The sequence below is a fragment of the Flavobacterium xizangense genome (assembly GCF_054075145.1).
In genome coordinates this window covers 1-19,347 of record NZ_JBSIPG010000009.1, presented here as the reverse complement: position 1 = coordinate 19,347, position 19,347 = coordinate 1, and the positions used below count along the sequence as shown (strand labels likewise).

Here is a 19,347-nt window from a genome sequence, read left to right as displayed (position 1 = left end):
AACTATGAATATTCCTTTGTCAATGCCTGTTAATTTCAATAAAATAATACTTTTTTTTTGTATTTTATTTTACCAGTCTAAACTGCAGGCACAAAATAGCTACAACAATCCTAAATACACCATCGAGCAGCGGGTAGAGGATCTGCTCTCCAAAATGACTCTGGAGGAAAAACTGAGCCAGATGGTCAATAATTCACCTGCTATTGAAAGATTAAATATTCCAGCCTATAATTGGTGGAATGAGAGCCTTCATGGCGTAGCCCGAACCCCTTATAATGTGACTTCCTATCCGCAGGCAATTGCTATGGCTGCTTCATGGAATCCAAAGTCAATTCATCAAATGGCAGAGTACTGTGCCGTTGAGGGACGGGCTATATATAATGACTCCAAAAAGAAAGGAAAATCAGGTATTTATCTTGGACTTACCTACTGGTCTCCCAATATCAATATATTTCGTGATCCACGATGGGGGAGAGGACAGGAAACCTATGGCGAAGATCCGTTCCTGACCGGCTCACTTGGCAAGGCATTCGTGGAGGGACTTCAGGGTGATGACCCTGTATATCTTAATGCGTCGGCTTGCGCCAAACATTTTGCCGTGCACAGTGGACCAGAATGGAGCCGCAGTACCTACAATGCCCAGATTTCAAAACATGATTTGTGGGATACCTATCTGCCTGCTTTTCGTGATTTGATAGTAGATGCGAAGGTAAGCGGCGTTATGTGCGCTTACAACCAATTTGAAGGCAAACCTTGCTGCGGAAATGATATTCTTATGCAGGATATTCTTCGAAAACAATGGAATTTTACAGGTTATGTTACCTCAGACTGCGGAGGAATCAGCATGTTCTGGAAAACCCATAAAACGCATGCGGATAAAGAAACAGCAGCGGCAGATGCAGTTTTAAAAGGAACAGATTGTGAATGCTCGTCGGATCCTACTTATAAAGCACTAAAAAACGCAATTGCCCAAGGACTTCTTTCGGAACAAAATGTGGATGTTTCGGTTAAAAGGCTATTGACGATACGTTTTCGATTGGGAATGTTTGACCCAGAAGGATCAGCTCCGATGTCAAAAATCGATATTTCTGCTTTGGAAAGCCCTTTGCATAAAGCTCATGCTTTAAAAATGGCTCAGGAGTCGATGGTGCTTCTTAAAAACGAAAACAACCTTCTTCCACTGAGTAAAAGAATAAAAAAAATAGCACTGGTCGGTCCAAATGCAAACGATAAGTCGGTCATGCTGGCCAACTACTATGGTTATCCTTCAAATATTAGCACCCTTTTGGAAGGAATTAAAAGCAAGGTTGCTGGGGATGTGCTGTTTGAACAGGGAATTAACTTAGTCGATAACAAAGTATTCAAGTCGCATTATAATGAAAAGGAATTTGTCTCAGAAGGAAAGCTAGGTTTTAGGGCCACTTATTTTCAAAACACAAAATTTGAAGGCAACCCACTTATTGAGAAACTTGATAAAAATGTGGATTTTAAGTGGGGAGACGGACATCTGATCGATAATAAAGTTATAATAAGAGATATTTCAGTTCGATGGACAACCGATTTTGTGCCCAATGCTACCAAGGAAACAACCTTTAGTTTGATGGGCGACGATCATGCGGTTTTATATCTTGACGGAAAGAAAGTCATAGATACGGATTTAAAAACCTCCTACTATACCTTTAGGGCTGAAAAGGGGAAAAAATACAAGCTTGCAATAGAATATGTCCAGTATAACGATAATGCTGAGGTAAAATTTGATGTGGGGCTTACTGAAGCAATTTCTCCTGAGGCTTTGGCCGAAAAAGTAAAGGATGCTGATGTTATTATTTTTGCCGGTGGTATATCGGCGCAGCTTGAAGGAGAATCAATGCCGGTTTCAGTCGATGGATTTAAAGGAGGTGATAGAACCAATATCAATCTTCCTGCATTACAGACACAAACGATGCAGGCTTTAATGGCAACAGGAAAACCAGTAGTTTTTATCAACATGTCAGGCAGTGCAATGGGATTTGAGTGGGAAGCAAAAAATCTTCCTGCTATTATTCAGGCATGGTATCCTGGACAGGCCGGCGGGCAAGCCATTGCTGATGTCTTGTTTGGAGACTATAATCCGGCGGGAAGGCTTCCTGTTACTTTTTATAAGAATGTGGGAGATCTTCCGGACTTCGAAAATTATTCAATGGATAACAGGACATATCGATATTTTAGAGGCGAACCTTTGTATCCTTTTGGCTTTGGTCTTAGCTACACCAGTTTCAGGTATAGTAATCTGCAGACAGTTTCAAGTGCTAAAAAAGGGGAGGATATTTCTATTTCTGTTAAAGTAGAGAATACAGGCAAACGAGCAGGAGATGAAGTTGCTCAATTGTATGTTTCACATATCGGTTCTGACGTAAAGGTGCCCATTCGTTCCCTTAAAGGTTTTCAAAGAATTCATTTGAAAGCAGGGCAGAGTCAGACTCTTATGTTTAAAGTTTCCCCAAAAGATTTGAGTGTAACAGATGACAACGGTCTGGCAATTGAATTGGCTGGAAACATTGTGATTTCCGTTGGCGGCGCGCAGCCATCATCACAATTTCTTAAAGATGGAAATGTTGTCGAGAAATCGATAAAAATTTTACCGTAGTCAAGTTCGAGGTTAAATCGAAAATTCTTCTCTTGGTTTGGTTTTGATTTTATTGAATTTTTCTTACTAATTATATTTTTAATCGATAATTATTTAATATAATAGCTTTAATATTGTTGAATGTCTAGCAATAAATATGTAATTATCAGTTCGTATTTTGTTTAATTATTATTTAAAGTCGTTTTATATTCAGTTATTCATTTTTTTTAGTCAACTTTTTTAAGTTATTAGAAATTAAATTAGGAAAATAAAATTTTAAATATATATTTGTATTTATAATATGTGCGGGGGCACAGACTAAAAAGCTTGTAAAGCTTTTTTTAAAAACAGGCTCTGTGCACGGGCACAGATTTAAAAACTAACTAACTATTTTAACCAATTTATTATGAAAATGAAAGAGCATTTTAATTTATTTATTTCATTTGTGTTGTTTTTGGTTGTCCATTCTATGAATGCGCAAGGAAAAACTGTAAATGGAGTTGTTGTTGATTCGCAAGGTCAGCCGATTCCGGGAGTAAATATTCTGGAAAAAGGAACCACAAATAGTGGCTCGTCAGATTTTGACGGTAAGTTTACAATGAAGTTGCAGGATTCAAAATCTATAATGATATTTAGTTTTGTAGGTTTTAAAACTAAAGAAACTCCTGCGGGCCAGGGAGCGTCTATAAAGGTAGTTCTTGTAGAGGCAGGGACAGCTTTGGATGAGGTAGTAGTTGTAGGTTATGGTACTCAAAAGAAGAAGGACTTGACAGGCGCTGTTGGTTCTGCAAATTTAAAACAATTTGAAGATTCTCCCAATACCAGTATTTTACAGTCTCTTCAAGGATCCCTTCCTGGAGTAACAATCGGACAAACCGCTACAGCAGGGACCGATCCCACAATTGTAGTCCGTGGAAGAAATACTCTTGGAGGTAATACCGGAGTTTTGGTTATTCTGGACGGTGCCGTATATCGTGGGGCTTTTACCGATTTAAATCCGGCAGATATTCAATCCGTAGATGTTTTGAAAGATCCTAGCAGCAAGGCAATTTATGGTGCTCAAGCAGCAAATGGTATAATTATGGTTACATCAAAAAAGGGTAAAAAGAGCCAGAAAACAGAGGTCAATTATTCTACTTTTTACTCAATTCAATCTCCAATTAAAAACAGAACGACCTTAAATAGAGAGGAGTTCATTGAGTCCTCGAGATTAAATCAATATACAAAAGGATTTCTGCCTAGTGACTACACGACGCCAAATCCAAATTACAATTATTTAACAGATAGTGGTATAGCGGCCAATCTTGACATTCAAAATTCCATTAATAACGGAACTGATTTCAATTGGTTTGAAGCAGGTAAGAATAAGAGTCCCTTTATAGTAGATCATCAGTTAAGCGTAAGAGGAGGAAGCGAAAAAACCACATTCTTTTTGTCCGCTGGATATACCGATCAGCTTGGCTGGATTTTAAATGATAATTATAAACGTAATTCGGTACGTGTAAATATTGATACTCAGGTGAATGATTGGCTTAAAGTTGGTGTTAATGCTTTTGGAGCTTTTTCTGATCGTTCGGGAGTTTCTCCCAATCTTCAGACCTTTGTTTTAATGAGCCCGTTAAATACCCCTTATAATGCAGACGGCAGCTTGAGACTAAACCCTGCCGGAAATTCTTTAGAAAATCCATTTTTAGCAGTTTTATCAGATGATTTGGATAAGCAAAATAATATCGGCGCCCAGGCATATGCTTCTATTGATATTCCGGGAGTGAAAGGACTAAACTATCGAATTAACTATAATAACAATTACCGATGGAATCAAAGATTTAATTCAAATCCAAACGGAGCCAACAAACAGGGTACGGCTTATAAAAATAATGCAAGCACCTATGATACCGCTTTAGATAATATCTTAAGTTATACTACTCATTTAGATGAAAAACACCTTCATGGATTAAATGCTACATTGGTTTATGGTTGGAACAGAATTGAGAATGAATTCACCAATGCATCGGCAAGCCAATTTTCAAATCAGACTTTAGGATACAATAACTTAGGGGTCGGGCTTATTCCCAAAATTGGTTCAGGAGGCTATAAAGAATCTTTCCTTTCAACGACAGCCAGAATAATTTATGATTACGATGGTAAATATCTATTTAATGCAAGTATTCGCAGGGACGGACATTCTGCTTTTTCAGAAGGAAATAAAATAGGCTATTTTCCAGCAGCTTCTGTAGGATGGGTGATGTCAAAAGAAGAGTTTTTGTCTAAATATTCAAAGATTAACCTGCTTAAATTGCGCGCTAGTTATGGTTTAAATGGTAATACTTCACCACGTTATTCTTCACAAAGCACTTATTCTTCAAGCACTGACAGTCAATATGTTTTTGGAGACAATACTCAGACAGTGAATAGTTTTACCTTAAACGGACTTGTAAGCCCGGATTTAACATGGGAAAAAACGGAAGGTTATAATATTGGACTGGATTTCGCTTTTTTTAATAACCGTATTTCAGGAAGTGCAGATTATTATCTTTCATCAACTAATGACATGCTTTTTGACAGAGCTTTAAGTGCTACCTCGGGTGTTAATTCTGTAAGGGTTAATATTGGAGAAGTTCAAAATACAGGATTTGAGTTTAATTTAAGTTTTAATCCTGTTAGAACCAAAGACTGGAATTGGGATCTTGGTTTCAACTTTTCACATAATGACAATAAAATTAACCACTTAACGGGGGAAGATTTAAATAATGATGGTAGGGAAGATGACTTAGTTCAAAATAATTTTTTTATTGGAAAATCTATAGGGGCCGTATATACATATGTTGAAGATGGAATTTATCAACTTGGCGATGTAATACCTGCAGGTTCGGAACCAGGTTCTTACAGGTTTAAGGATCTGGATGATAATGGAATAATTGATGCTAAAGACAGAACATTTATCGGACATACAGAAGCAAATTATCAATTCGGTATAAGCAATAACCTTACCTATAAAAATTTCTCTTTTAAGTTTTTTATTAGCTCAATTCAAGGAGGCATTGCCTTGAATGATCCTTGGGTAAATTCTGGAGGATTTTATGGACTGACGACTTATGTTGCCAATAATCATTTTAACGATATTGATTCCTGGGCCCCTAATAATCCTAATGCGGAATATGCCAGACCTAACTCGATCTCGCCGGTAACGGACTTCTCACCATACAAAGACAGAAGTTTTGTAAGGTTGCAGGATATATCATTTGCCTACACGATGGATAAAGAACTGGTTAAAAAAGCCGGACTTGCTAATGTAAAATTATATGTAAGCGGTAAGAATCTTGCAACCTGGACTAAATGGAAAGGATGGGACCCGGAAACTGTCTCAGGTTTAGGAATTAACACCACAACTGGTTTACCAGTCATGAAGAGTTTTAATTTAGGACTTGACCTTACTTTTTAATAATTTAAAATATATCTAAGATGAAAAATTCTAATTATACTAAATTTTTTGCTGCATTACTTTTATTGGGAGTATTCTCATCCTGTAATGAGGACGAGTTTCTAAAGGAAGATCCTATAGCTCTCTATACAGCAGAAAACGTATTTTCAAATAGTGCCGGAATCGAAGGCGTTATTGCTAATTTTTATGTTAAGGAACGATACATATATTATATCGGTGCTTCTGATGTATCCTACGCCTTGCTTTACGCAACAGATTCCTTCTTTTCCTCAAGAGGAACAGGAACTAATGAAAAGATGGGATCGTTGGTAACTGCTTTGGTGCCTTCTAATTATGCCCCAACTTTCTATTATCAGGAAAATTTTAAAATTATAGCACTGGCTAATTTATTAATTGACAATGTTAATAAATCTAGCTTAACTCCTGAGCAAAAAATACCGGTAATTGCTGAGGCTAAATTCTTTAGGGGAAAAGCTTATAGAGACATGGTATACTTATATGGAGGTGTGCCATTAGTTACCGAATTTTCTCAAACACCAGTTTTGGACAGGGTTCGTGCTACGAAAACAGAAATTCTTAATCAGATGGCCCTTGATTTTAAAGATGCGGCGGACGGTATGCTGCCGATCAATAAAGTGAAAGACGGAAGGGTCTCTAATATAGTGGCAAGTTTTTATTTAGGGGAAACGTTAATATCATTAGGGCGCCATGCAGAAGCAGTTACCGAAATTTCAAAAGTGGTCAATGATCCTAATGTGGCTCTAATGAAGACACGTTTCGGTACCCGCTCCACAGTTTTCGGAAAGGATGTTTTTTGGGATTTATGGCAAAGAGGAAATCAAAACAGATCTTCTGGTAATAAGGAAGCACTTTGGGTAGCCCAGTTTGAAACTGATGTACCAGGGGGAGTTATAAAATCTACAGATGCAGGTGGAGCAAATATGTTTGAGCGAAACTGTAATCCCGCTGTTTGGAGTATTACAGATCCAGATGGAAAGCCCGGCTTCCTGGGAAGACGTTCTGATGATAATGTTGGGGGTAACGGTGTATCGTTTTTACAGCCAACTGCCTATACCACCAATACGGTTAATGATGTAGGAGGTGGGTTATGGCCGGCAAATTATGCAGGTGATATCCGCTGTAATGATGCTAATTTAATTAAAGATGCTGTATATGATAATCCAGCTTCTGCCTACTTTGGAAAAAAAGTATCGCAGTTCAGAGGGAAAAATATGGGATCTGGAGTAGGTACTCCACTGCAGGTGGCTAATGCCGGAGGCTGGAGATTTTATAAGTGGTTTGTTAAATCAACAACTCCTGGTGATCATCCGGCTGGTTTATATGATCCGGCCAATCCACTTCTTTTAGGAACCGGTGCTGCAGCTACATATCATGATACTTATATTCTTCGTTTGCCAGAAGCCTACTTATTAAGAGCTGAAGCATATCTAGCGTTAGGTAATTTATCTTCAGCTGCAGCCGACATTAATGTTGTGCGTGCAAGAGCAGGCGCAACGAATGTTGCTCCTGGAAATGTTTCTATTGACTACATTTTGGATGAGAGAACAAGAGAAATGGTTTTTGAGGAGCAGCGTCAGATTACTTTGCGCCGCGTTGGAAAATATGGAGAGCGTGTAGTTAAATATAATTGGCTGACAGGACCTACATATGCACCTAAATACGACTTATGGCCTATTCCTCAAAAGGAAATTGAAGCCAATACAGGTGCAGTTCTAGCACAAAATCCTGGATATTAAGTTTGGTTTACTTTGTTTTTGTTTTTAGAGTAGCCCCGTATATGTAACTGTATACGGGGTTATATACAATACCATTTTCTTACTAACAGACTTTGAATATTTATTCAGACATATAAATGACTTTGAATTACATACACCACTATAAATGTCAAACTTTAATTTTCTTGGACAAGATTATTTTCTGGAAAACCCTACGGCTGCATTTCTTTTTCATGAGATAGCCCAAAAACTTCCAATTGTGGATTACCACAACCATATCAATGCAAACCATTTGGCAAGTAATAAAAAATTCAGCAATATTGCCCAATTATGGGTATGCAATGATCCCTACAAACACAGGGCAATGCGTATCAACGGTATCGCGGAGCGTAATATATCCGGTGATGCGAGTGACAAGGAAAAATTTATGGCGTGGGCCAGGACATTTCCAAAGACAATGGGCAACCCTCTTTTTCATTGGTCGTATTTGGAACTTAAAAATATTTTTGGAATTGAAGAGCTGCTGACTGAAGAAAGCGCCGAGAGAATTTGGAGGCGCTGCAATGAATTGCTGCAGGAAGATGAATTCTCGGCCAGGTCCCTAATGGAAAGATTCAATGTGGATACTTTATGTACCTCAGACAATTGGTTTGATGATTTGACAGTGCACAAATCAGCTTCAGGAAATTCTAATTTTACAGTTCTTCCATCCTTACGAAGTGATCTCGCATTACAGATCGATGCATGGGAATCGGCTGGTTTTCTACAGAATTTATCCAAACATTCAGGGATAGCAATAAACAATTACGCTGACTTTAAGTCTGCGATCCAATTCCAGCTTGATCATTTTCATATAAATGGCTGCAGGCTGGCAGATCAGGCGCTGGATTCCGGTTTTATTTTTGTAGAGGTGACCGATAATGATGCTTCACAGCTTTTTGATCTTATATTGAATAAGAAAACATTAAGTGTTGAAGAAAAGCAACAATTGCAGTCGCATATTTTAGTAGTACTTGGAGCGGAATTTGCTTCGCGAAAATGGACTTTACAATTGCATATAGGCGCACAGCGATACACCAGTTCACGCCTTAGAAACTTGGCGGGAGCTGCCGGAGGATATGCCTCCATTGGAAGCTGCGCTGCTATAGCCAGCATCTGCAGTTTTTTAGATACACTGGAACAACATAATAGGCTGCCTAATATATTGCTTTTTACATTGAATCCGTCAGATAACGAAGCTTTTGCTACCCTTACGGGTTCTTTTGCAGAGGACGGCACGCCTGGAAAAGTCCAGTTCGGACCTGCCTGGTGGTTTAATGACCATATCGAAGGTATAAGATCGCAGTTATTGGCTTCTGCCAATTATTCGTTGCTTAGTCGTTTTGTAGGGATGACCACAGATTCACGAAGCATACTATCATTCTCCAGACATGATTATTTCAGAAGAATTTTGTGCAATATAATTGGTGAATGGGTAGAGAAAGGACTGCTGCCAAAAAATGACTTGTACTTAAAAGAATTAATAACCGATATATGCTATAACAATAGTAAAATAATGATATCAAATGAATAATACACAATCAAAAGTTGCGGTGGTGACGGGGGCGGGAGGAACGTTATGTTCGGAGATGGCTCGTAATCTGGCATCTCAGGGATATAAGGTAGCACTGCTTGGCAGAACACTTGAGAAATTAAAATTGGTAGAGGAACAGATTAAGGAACAGGGTGGTACTGCTATTTCTATAGCAGTTGATGTATCGGATACTGAATCAGTAACCGAGGCCAACAATACTGTAAAGAAAGAACTCGGCATCTGCAGTGTACTTATCAACGGAGCAGGAGGAAACCAGATGGAAGCCCTGACTAATACGGTTGAATTTCAGGAAGACGAACTTAATGGTAAAGAGGGCGTTAAGGGTTTTTTTAATCTAAATATGGACGTTTTTCAAAATGTAATCAATGTTAACACTATGGGTACCGTCATTCCATCCTACGTATTTGGAAAAGATATGGCGGCACAAAAATCGGGCGTAATTATAAATATTGCCTCTATGAACAGCTACCGTCCCTTGACTAAAGTAGGGGCATACGGAATGGCAAAAGCAGGAATAGCCAATTTCACACAATGGCTGGCCACTTATCTTGCACCGGCCAATGTGAGGGTAAATGCAATTGCACCTGGATTTTTCTTAAATGAAAGAAGCAAAAAAATAATGTACAATGAGGACGGTTCGCAGACAGCCCGTGCCGAAAATGTATTGGGGCATACTCCCATGAAACGTTTTGGAGAAGCTTCGGAATTAATCGGATGCATGAACTGGCTTATCGATGATAAGGCAGCTTCGTTTGTAACCGGAATTGTTGTCCCGGTAGATGGTGGTTTTTTATCATCATCAGGAGTTTAACCTAAATTGAAAAATTTAAAACAAAAAGATATGAGTACAGATCAATACAAAAAAGAAGTAAGCATGATGAAGCTTGATAAGCTAATTGAAATGCGCGAGAATATTTCGACGGCAACCTTTCCGGTTTCAGATGATGAATTATTGAACAGGTTTCAGGAATTATATACAGGTGCTATCAATGATGTTCTTAGGGAATTCTGTTTGATGAATCAGGCCCTGCCAAATTATATTTTGCCTTTAAGAGAATATAGAACTGTAGCTGGGTTTGCCTTCACCGTTAAGAGTTCAACAAGTACAAAAGTTTCAGGAGAGATGGAATTTCGTACTCAGATGCTCGATGAAATGCATGAAAATGCTTTTGTCGTATGGGACAGCAGCAAAGACGAAGAATCAACTTCATGGGGCGGTGTAATGACTGCGACTGCAAAGGGAAAAAAAATCAGGGCAGCCTGTCTGGATGGTGGAATTCGTGATACCCATCAGATTCTTGAAGCTGATTTTCCTGTCTTTTATAAATACCGTTCGTCTAATGGAAGCCTTGGACGTTGTCTGATTACGGATTATCAGGTACCGCTTCAGATCGGACATGTCATTATAAAGCCAGGTGATATCGTTCTGGGTGATGTTGATGGCGTATTGGTAGTTCCAAGAGATATTGCATTTGAGGTACTTGTTCGTGCTGAGGAAATTAAGGAAAACGAGAAAAAAATATTCGGTTGGGTTGCTGAAGGTCAGAGTGTAAGAGATATTACAGACAAAGGAGGTTATTTTTAATTTCAAATAAAATACAATGAAATTATCATTTTTATTTTTTGGTAATACCCCTGATGAAAAATGGGAGCTGTGCAGACAGATGGGAATTGATTATGCAATTGCAAAATTAGCCCCTGAACTAACAGGAATGCCTTCCATCGACCATTTTGATTCTTTTGAAAAGTCAAAGGAAATTTATACCAATGCAGGCTTTGAGTTATACGGACTGGAAGGAGATCAGTTTGATATGACCCGAATAAAATTGGGGCTTGCGGGCAAAGAACAGGATATTGAAAAATACTGCCGCATGCTTGAAAATATGAACAGACTCGACGTGAGATTGCTCTGTTACAATTTTATGGCCACCGGCTGGTACAGAACCCGCAAAGATCTTAAGGAAAGGGGCGGAGCGATTGTCAGCGGATTTTCCATGAAAGAGGCTGCTCTTGAGCCATTATCGAAATATGGCGTATTTACTGAAAATCAAATTTGGGACAATTACCAGTGGTTTGTAGAGCAGATTATGCCCGTGGCGGAGTCAAACGGAGTAAAAATGGCGCTTCATCCTGATGATCCGCCTATTACCCCGCTGCACGGCATCAGTAGAATTTTAACATCGGCAGATGCTATAGACAGGGCTTTGTCTTTTTCACAAAGTCCCTCCCACGGTCTTACTTTCTGTCAGGGAACCTATACCACCATGAATGAAGATGTAGAAGCTATGATCGAAAAGCACGGAAAAAACAATAAAATATTTTTCGTCCACATAAGGGATGTTGTTGGCACTCCAGAAAATTTCAGGGAAACTTTCCATGATAACGGGCCAACTGATATGTTCAGAATGATGCAGGCCTATAAAGCAGTAGGATTTGACGGCCCGCTGCGATCAGACCACGTACCAACAATGGCCGGAGAGAGCAACGAACATTTCGGTTATGAGATGAAAGGAAATCTTTTTGGAATCGGCTATATAAAAGGACTTATGCATGGCTGCGGAATTAAATAAAAATTATTTAATTCCATTGATCAATTAAAATAAACTGCTTCCTTTGGGAGCAAATCCAAAATAGAATGCTTTCAGGTAATTATAAAATATTGTATGACAAATTAGTTCCCACTATCGATAAGCAAAGGGTCTTTCATGATTCGTTGTCGCTTTTGGCCTATGGAACTGATGCCAGTTTTTACAGACTGATACCTAAAATAGTCATCAAGGCAAAAGACGAGCAGGAGGTCGGCTTTATTTTAAGGGAGTCATCTGCACTGGGCCTTGCCGTCACTTTCAGGGCAGCGGGAACTAGTTTGTCAGGACAGGCCGTAACAGATTCTGTCCTAGTGGTTGCCGGACAGCATTGGAAAGATTATAAGATATTGGACAATGGAAATGCCATCCGTCTACAGCCCGGAATTCTAGGTTCAAGGGCTAATATTTTACTGGATCCCTATAACAAAAAAATAGGTCCGGATCCGGCTTCGATAAATGCGGCAATGATTGGAGGTATAGCAGCCAATAATGCAAGCGGTATGTGCTGCGGTACAGCTCAGAATTCGTATAATACCGTAAAGTCCATGCGCATCATATTTGCTGATGGGACAATTCTTGACACAGCCGATGCCGTCAGCAGGGCAGATTTTCAAAAACAACAGCCTGAGCTTCTAAAAAAAATACAGGAGCTTGCTCATCGCGCCAAAGAAGATACTGCCCTTGCCCAAAGAATCTCAGGCAAGTACAAGATGAAAAATACGACGGGCTACAGTTTGAATGCCCTGATAGATTATAATGATCCCTTTGAGATTATCGAGCATCTGATGATCGGTTCGGAAGGCACCTTGGGTTTTATTTCAGAAATTACGCTGCAGACAGTAGAAAACCATAAGTACAAAGCGGCTTCTCTGATGATTTTTCAAAACGTCGAGAGTGCCTGCAGGGTGGTAAGTTTATTAAAAAATGCTCCTGTTGCAGCGGTAGAACTGATTGATCGCTCAGGACTTAAATCTGTTGAGAACGATAAAGGTGTTCCGGCTTATATTAAGACCTTAGGACAGGATGTCTGTGCATTGCTTGTGGATACAAGAGCATCAGATTTAAAGGCTTTACAAGTACAGATCACGTCTGTTTTAAATATTGTAGCACCGCATCCTATGGAACTTCCGGCAGTTTTCACTGATGAACCATTGGAGTATGCCCTGTTATGGAAAATCCGGAAAGGACTTTTTCCTTCAGTCGGTGCTCTGAGGCAAAGCGGTACAACTGTTATTATTGAAGACATTGCCTTTAGAGTGGAACAGTTGGCAGAGGCAACCCTGGAACTGCAGAAGCTTTTCGTGAAATGGAACTATAAGGAGGCCGTAATTTTTGGGCATGCACTGGAAGGTAATCTTCATTTTGTTTTTACCCAGAATTTTGATTCTAAAAGTGAGATTGACCGCTATGCCAATTTCATGGATGATGTGGCAGATCTTGTGGTACATAAATTTGACGGATCCCTTAAGGCGGAGCATGGCACAGGTAGAAATATGGCCCCTTATGTAGAAATGGAGTGGGGCACGCAAGCCTATGGATTAATGAAAGAAATCAAAGCCATATTTGATCCCAACAATCTTCTAAATCCTGGCGTTATTTTAAATGAGGATCCTAAAATTCATTTGAAAAATCTAAAACCTATTCCTGTTTCTAATGCTATTATCGACCCTTGTATTGAATGTGGTTTTTGTGAACCCAGCTGCGTTTCGGCTGATTTTACGCTCTCCCCAAGACAGCGCATAGCAGTTAATCGTGAGATCAGCAGGCTTCGTACCACTGGCGAAAATGCAAAAGGGCTTGCAGCCCTTCTTGATAATTTTCAGTTTAAGGCTGACGACACCTGCGCAACAGATGGACTATGCGCATTAAGTTGTCCGGTGAATATTGATACCGGGACATTTGTCAAGGAGCTTAGAAAAAACAATATAGGAAAACCTTCCGGGACAGCATATTGGATTGCGGCCCATTTATCATTTGTAACAGCAGTTTTGAATAAAATGCTTTCCGTGGTACGTTTATTTCAATTATTGCTTGGTAATAAAATGATGTACAGAATTTCGGGTTTTATGAGATTTGTTTCAGGAAACAGGATCCCGCAATGGAATAAATTTATACCTGGTGGAGCGTCTTCTTTGAAGTCTTTAGAAAATCAGATAACAAGTCATAGAAAGGTAGTGTATTACGCTTCCTGTATTAACAGGACAATGGGGGTTTCTTCTGAAGACAGTTGCAAGCAACCGCTATCCCATGTAATTGTCAGTCTATTGCAAAAAGGCGGTTTTGAGGTTATCTATCCTCCAAAGCTAAATACGCTGTGCTGTGGCATGCCTTTTTCAAGCAAAGGATATTCCGATATCGCTGCTCAAACTGGTCTGACGCTGGAGAATGTTCTTATTGAAGCCAGTGAAAACGGGAAATGGCCAATACTATCAGACATGAGTCCATGTCTTTATACCATGCGCGAAAACGCAAAAAAAACAAATAGCAAGCTTAAAATTTATGAACCTGTGGAGTTTATAAATGATATCTTATTGTCTTTTTTAAAAATTAACCCGATTAGCGAACCTGTGACCATTTTTCCTGTATGCAGTATGAAAAAAATGGGTATTGAGGATAAACTGACCGAACTGGCCAAAAAATGTACCTCGAAAGTAGTTATACCTCAGACTAATTGTTGTGGCTTCTCCGGTGACAAAGGCTTTGAAATGCCGGAACTTAACGCATCAGGTCTCTCAGGTCTTCGGGAGCAAATAGGTCCCGAGGTAAAAAAAGGATATTCTAACAGCAGGACGTGCGAAATTGGGCTAAGTCTGCATTCTGGTATTTCCTATCAATCTATTGTCTATTTAGTAGACGAGGTTAGCGAAGCACTCTAAAAATTATAGTTTATAAATAGCGAAAGAATTCTATTTTTGAGACAGGCAATAAATAAAAAAAGAAAAAATATAAAATAAATTAACAAATCAGAAGAGATGAATCAATTACAAACGCTGGATTATGTTACGATTATCATTTACATGCTGCTTATGGCTGGTATTGGTATTTTTCTAGGCAAATACATTAAAAATATTGGCGATTATTTTAAAGGCGGAAGTGCCGTCTCATGGGTAGCAGGAGGTATCAGTAATTTTATGACCAAATTCAGCACATTTGTATTTGTGGCTTACGCAGGGATAGCCTATTCAGACGGACTGGTAGCCATAACTATAATGTGGTCTACTATCTTTCCGTCTTTAATAGCCGTGTTTGTTTATGCCAAACTTTGGAAACGTGCAGGCATTATCAGTCCTGTAGAGTTTCTGGAAACCAGGTTCAACGCGCCTATACGCCAAATATTCTCGTGGTGTGGTGTTTTATTGAAGTTATTGGACGACATGATTAAATTATATTCCATCGGTATTTTTGTTATGGCGGCCTCAGGGATACCTTTTCAAACAGCTATTATATATTGTGGAATTGTTGTTTCCGTATATACTGTAGTGGGTGGATTCCTGGCAGTAATTGTGACGGATGTTGTTCAATTTGTAATCTTGTTATTTTCAACTTTTATTTTAGTACCATTGGCCTACGATGCTGCGGGAGGCATTGCACATATGCAGGAAGTGATCCCAAATAATATGAATTGGTTTAACGGTGAGAAAGGAATGCCGATTTACCTTATGGTTTATTATCTGACCATCATTATTAAATATTTAGGGAACTGGACTTTCATACAGCGATTCTACAGTGCCAAGAGTGAATCTGATGGAAAGAAAATAGGAATATTGTCTGCAGTTCTGTTTCTTATATTTCCAGTAATTTTTCTTTTTCCTGCCGTAGCGGCAAGGGTTATTTTGCCTGATTTGGAAAATCCTGAAATGTCCTATGTTGCCTTATGCTTGAAATTGCTTCCTCCTGGAATTATGGGGCTGATGATAGCTGCGATGTTTGCAGCAACAATGTCTGTTTTAAGTGCAGAGTTCAATGTTACGGCAAGTGTATTGACCCGCGACATCTATCAGCGCCTTTTTAGGAAAAATGCATCTCCAACAGAATCACTTTGGGCGGCAAGGATTATGACTCTTTTGGTTGGCACCATTGTATCGATTGGCGCTCTGTACGTTCAGAAACTTGGAGGAGCCTTTGAAGTAAACCAGTATTTATCAGGTATTTTTTCAATTCCGATGATTATACCGGTAATTATGGGAGTGATTTTCTGGAGGCCTCAGCCTTGGGGTGCCCTTGCTTCGATGATTATCGGGATTATACTGGGCATCATATTGAATTATACCAAAGCATTTAGTTGGGAAATTGCTACCCTTATAGAAGTTGTAGTCTGCGTTGGAGTATTCCTTTTTTCAGGATTATTCTTATCTAAAGACAGCCGCTACAATGAAAAAGTTCAGGCCTTCTTTCTCAAATTAGCCACACCAAGCACTAAAACAGAAGAGGAAAATGATGGGGTTGTAGGCGGGCTTATGATGCTTTATGCTGTTGCTTTTGCCGTAACAGGTACTATGTTTGTTGTGATGGGATTCCCTTCCATTTCCGGTATGAGTGGAAAGTTAGCTATTGGTTCAGGTATCATATGCCTTATTGGAGCAGTAATTTTCTACAGTAAAGGACGCAAGGCAAAGAAAGCATAAAATACTAGCAGAAAAAGAAATGGGATCATTCAATCCCGTAACAATCGTTTAGAATTTGATCTTCTGCCAGACTAACGTGCCGGGGGTAATTTTATTTAAAACAATTATATGAACTCAAGATTTTTCATGAAGAACATTAAAAATATAGTGGCAGTTTTGATAATGTTCGGTGCATTTGAAACTACCGCCCAAAGCGATAAGCAAATGGATACGAAAGTTTCAGCGCTGCTCGGTAAAATGACGTTGGAAGAAAAAGTGGGCCAGCTAAATCTGGCTACCTATGTCAATGAAAACAACACCACTAATTCTCTGGAGAGCCTAATTAAAAAAGGAGCAGTTGGAAGCATTTTAAAAAGTAACGGGGCAATGACCAACCTTCGACTTCAGAAAATTGCGGTAGAAGAAACCCGTCTTGGTATTCCAATGATGTTTCAGGAAGATGTCATTCATGGATATAAAACTATTTTCCCTTCTCCTTTGGGAGAGGCGGCAAGCTGGAATCTGGAGAATATCGAAAAATCCGCTTCAATAGCTGCCAGAGAAGCTGCCGCAGGAGGTATTCACATGACTTATGCCCCAATGGTGGATATCACTTTTGATCCACGATGGGGAAGAATTATTGAAGGCGCTGGTGAAGATCCTTATTATGGCAGCCTTGTGGCCGCAGCACGCGTAAAAGGATTTCAGGGAACAGAGATGAAGGGTGGTAAGAATGTTATGGCCTGTGTCAAGCATTTTGCCGGTTATGGTGCAGCGCTGGCAGGTCGCGACTATAATATTGCGGATTTCTCAGAGCGTACCTTAAGAGAGCTTTATCTTCCGCCTTTCAAGGCTGCCATAGATGCGGGAGCAGGATCACTAATGACTGCTTATTCTGCCTTTGACGGTATTCCGGCAAGCGCAAATAAAAAATTGCTTACTGAGATGCTTCGTAAGGAACTAGGCTTTAAAAACCTTGTAATTACAGATTGGGAAACTATAAATAATCTGGTAAAAATTGGCGCTGCCCAAGATCTGAAGCAGGCTGCCCTGCAGGCAATTGATGCCGGGGTTGAACTGGATATGACAAGTGGTATTTATTTAAAGTATCTTGGGGAGCTTGTCAATGAGGGAAAGGTTGATATCAAAGTTATTGACGCGGCAGTGAGGCATGTGCTGGAAGCCAAATACAAGCTCGGGCTTTTTGATAATCCGTATGCCTTTTTTGATGCAAAAAGAGAAAAAGAAACCCTTCTTAACAAAGCCCATCTTGAGTTTGCCAGAAAAGCGGCCAGGGAGTCCATGGTATTGCTTAAAAATGAAAATAAATTACTTCCCATTACAGGACAGGTTAAAAAAATTGCAGTGATCGGTCCGATGGCCAATGCAAAAAAAGACATGCTTTCATGGTGGGGAGGCAATTATTCTCAAGGGAAAGCAGAGGATGTGGTTTCTCTTGTGGAAGGTCTTAAGCAAAGTGTGGATCCATCGGTTGTAATCTCGTACGCAGAGGGGGTAAAACTGGACGGTTTTGAGTCCAAAGGATTAGAGCTTATCCCTGAAGCTCTAGCATTGGCAAAAGAATCAGATGTTGTCATATTGGCACTTGGGGAGCAATACTGGATGAGTGGCGAAGGAGCAAGCATATCTAATATTACATTGCCGGGCGGACAGGAAAAATTAATTGAAGCTATGGCTGCGGCAGGAAAGCCGATCATTAGCGTTCTATTTAGTGGAAGACCTTATGACCTTCAATTGGTAAGCAAGGTTTCTTCGGCTGTCCTTCAAGCCTGGATGCCCGGTACAATGGCTGGTCTGGCTGTTTCGGATGTTTTGCTTGGAAAATACAACCCATCCGGTAAGTTGACAGTAACCTTTCCAATAAATACAGGGCAGATCCCAATAAATTACAATTACAAAAGAACATCTCATGATGTGAACGAATCTAATAAAAATGTGCGCTGGACCAATAAATATTTGGATATTCCTATTACTCCTTTATACCCATTTGGGTACGGCTTAAGTTACACGACTTTTGAATATTCAAATTTAAGTCTGTCCAATAATCTCATAAATTCAGGGGAAAGTATAACTGTTTCTATAGACATCACCAACACAGGAAAAGTGTTTGGAGAAGAAGTGGTGCAATTATATCTGGCAGATTTGGTATCTTCTGTTACAAGGCCTGGCAAGGAGCTGAAAGGATTTTCAAAAATCGGTCTGGCATCAGGTGAAAAGAAAACTGTGAAAATGATTATTGAACCTAAAGATATGTCATTTTTTAATAAAGATATGAAGTGGTCGCTGGAGCCGGGAACTTTTAAAGTAATGATTGGCGCCTCTTCATCTGATATTAAAATGACTGAAGACTTTACTGTGAAATAATAATCCTATCTGGTTTCTTAAAGAAGAAATGTGTAGGATGAAGTATTGAAGTTGTGCATCCTGTTGCGTTCTGGCAACTAAGTGATTACAATAGAAAAATGCTGGTTAAACAAAAAAAAATATGAGTAAAATAGTTGCCTTCGGCGAAATTATGCTTCGTCTATCGACAGAAAGACATTTGCGTTTTTCGCAATCTACAGCATTTGGTGCTACGTACGGAGGTGGAGAATTTAATGTAGCAGTTTCTTTAGCAAATTATGGCGTGAATGCAGAATTCGTTACAAGATTGCCTGAAAATGAAATTGGTTTTTCTGCCTTAAAAGAAATCCGAAAAATGAATGTCGAATCTAAAAACATTGTTTATGGAGGAGACCGTTTAGGTATTTATTTTCT

The 19,347-nt window shown here is 39.4% G+C and carries 11 protein-coding genes; all 11 read left to right on the top strand.

Annotated elements, in window-relative coordinates; all coding sequences use genetic code 11:
* Positions 1 to 4 precede the first annotated feature (4 nt).
* Positions 5 to 2,626 (top strand): glycoside hydrolase family 3 C-terminal domain-containing protein, encoded by a 2,622-nt coding sequence (locus tag ACWA1B_RS17415; RefSeq protein WP_456909078.1) that lies wholly within the window; start codon positions 5 to 7, stop codon positions 2,624 to 2,626.
* Between the two features lie 385 nt (positions 2,627 to 3,011).
* The gene (locus tag ACWA1B_RS17410; RefSeq protein WP_456909076.1) at positions 3,012 to 6,047 is read left to right on the top strand and encodes a SusC/RagA family TonB-linked outer membrane protein; all 3,036 of its coding nucleotides are present in this window, start codon (positions 3,012 to 3,014) and stop codon (positions 6,045 to 6,047) included.
* A 20-nt stretch (positions 6,048 to 6,067) separates the two neighbouring features.
* A complete protein-coding gene (locus ACWA1B_RS17405; protein ID WP_456909074.1) occupies positions 6,068 to 7,804 on the top strand; it encodes a RagB/SusD family nutrient uptake outer membrane protein in 1,737 nt (578 codons plus the stop codon).
* Positions 7,805 to 7,949: 145 nt separating this feature from the next.
* On the top strand, positions 7,950 to 9,356 hold the full coding sequence (uxaC, locus tag ACWA1B_RS17400; RefSeq protein WP_456909072.1) for a glucuronate isomerase: 1,407 nt from the start codon (positions 7,950 to 7,952) through the stop codon (positions 9,354 to 9,356).
* The gene (locus ACWA1B_RS17395; RefSeq protein ID WP_456909070.1) at positions 9,349 to 10,188 is read left to right on the top strand and encodes an SDR family oxidoreductase; all 840 of its coding nucleotides are present in this window, start codon (positions 9,349 to 9,351) and stop codon (positions 10,186 to 10,188) included. Before uxaC ends, ACWA1B_RS17395 begins: the two co-directional genes overlap by 8 nt.
* 30 nt (positions 10,189 to 10,218) lie before the next feature.
* Positions 10,219 to 10,962: an RraA family protein gene (locus ACWA1B_RS17390; RefSeq protein WP_456909068.1), complete on the top strand. Its 744-nt coding sequence runs from the start codon at positions 10,219 to 10,221 to the stop codon at positions 10,960 to 10,962.
* 16 nt (positions 10,963 to 10,978) lie between these two features.
* A complete protein-coding gene (locus ACWA1B_RS17385; RefSeq protein ID WP_456909066.1) occupies positions 10,979 to 11,947 on the top strand; it encodes a mannonate dehydratase in 969 nt (322 codons plus the stop codon).
* Positions 11,948 to 12,012: 65 nt separating this feature from the next.
* Positions 12,013 to 14,841, top strand: coding sequence for an FAD-binding and (Fe-S)-binding domain-containing protein (locus tag ACWA1B_RS17380; protein ID WP_456909064.1), 2,829 nt, complete (start codon positions 12,013 to 12,015; stop codon positions 14,839 to 14,841).
* 96 nt (positions 14,842 to 14,937) lie between these two features.
* Complete coding sequence (locus tag ACWA1B_RS17375; protein WP_456909062.1) at positions 14,938 to 16,590, top strand: sodium:solute symporter family transporter; 1,653 nt, start codon at positions 14,938 to 14,940, stop codon at positions 16,588 to 16,590.
* A gap of 108 nt (positions 16,591 to 16,698) precedes the next feature.
* On the top strand, positions 16,699 to 18,954 hold the full coding sequence (gene bglX, locus ACWA1B_RS17370; protein ID WP_456909060.1) for a beta-glucosidase BglX: 2,256 nt from the start codon (positions 16,699 to 16,701) through the stop codon (positions 18,952 to 18,954).
* A 121-nt stretch (positions 18,955 to 19,075) separates the two neighbouring features.
* Positions 19,076 to 19,347 (top strand): PfkB family carbohydrate kinase (locus tag ACWA1B_RS17365; protein WP_456909058.1); only part of this gene is annotated, 272 nt, incomplete at its 3' end.

Excerpts from the sequence above, each read along its gene's own strand:
- ACWA1B_RS17380 (WP_456909064.1), top strand. The coding sequence starts at position 12,013 with ATGCTTTCAGGTAATTATAAAATATTGTATGACAAATTAGTTCCCACT.
- ACWA1B_RS17385 (WP_456909066.1), top strand. The coding sequence starts at position 10,979 with ATGAAATTATCATTTTTATTTTTTGGTAATACCCCTGATGAAAAATGG.
- uxaC (WP_456909072.1), top strand. The coding sequence starts at position 7,950 with ATGTCAAACTTTAATTTTCTTGGACAAGATTATTTTCTGGAAAACCCT.
- ACWA1B_RS17410 (WP_456909076.1), top strand. The coding sequence starts at position 3,012 with ATGAAAATGAAAGAGCATTTTAATTTATTTATTTCATTTGTGTTGTTT.
- ACWA1B_RS17395 (WP_456909070.1), top strand. The coding sequence starts at position 9,349 with ATGAATAATACACAATCAAAAGTTGCGGTGGTGACGGGGGCGGGAGGA.
- ACWA1B_RS17415 (WP_456909078.1), top strand. The coding sequence starts at position 5 with ATGAATATTCCTTTGTCAATGCCTGTTAATTTCAATAAAATAATACTT.
- ACWA1B_RS17375 (WP_456909062.1), top strand. The coding sequence starts at position 14,938 with ATGAATCAATTACAAACGCTGGATTATGTTACGATTATCATTTACATG.
- bglX (WP_456909060.1), top strand. The coding sequence starts at position 16,699 with ATGAACTCAAGATTTTTCATGAAGAACATTAAAAATATAGTGGCAGTT.
- ACWA1B_RS17405 (WP_456909074.1), top strand. The coding sequence starts at position 6,068 with ATGAAAAATTCTAATTATACTAAATTTTTTGCTGCATTACTTTTATTG.
- ACWA1B_RS17390 (WP_456909068.1), top strand. The coding sequence starts at position 10,219 with ATGAGTACAGATCAATACAAAAAAGAAGTAAGCATGATGAAGCTTGAT.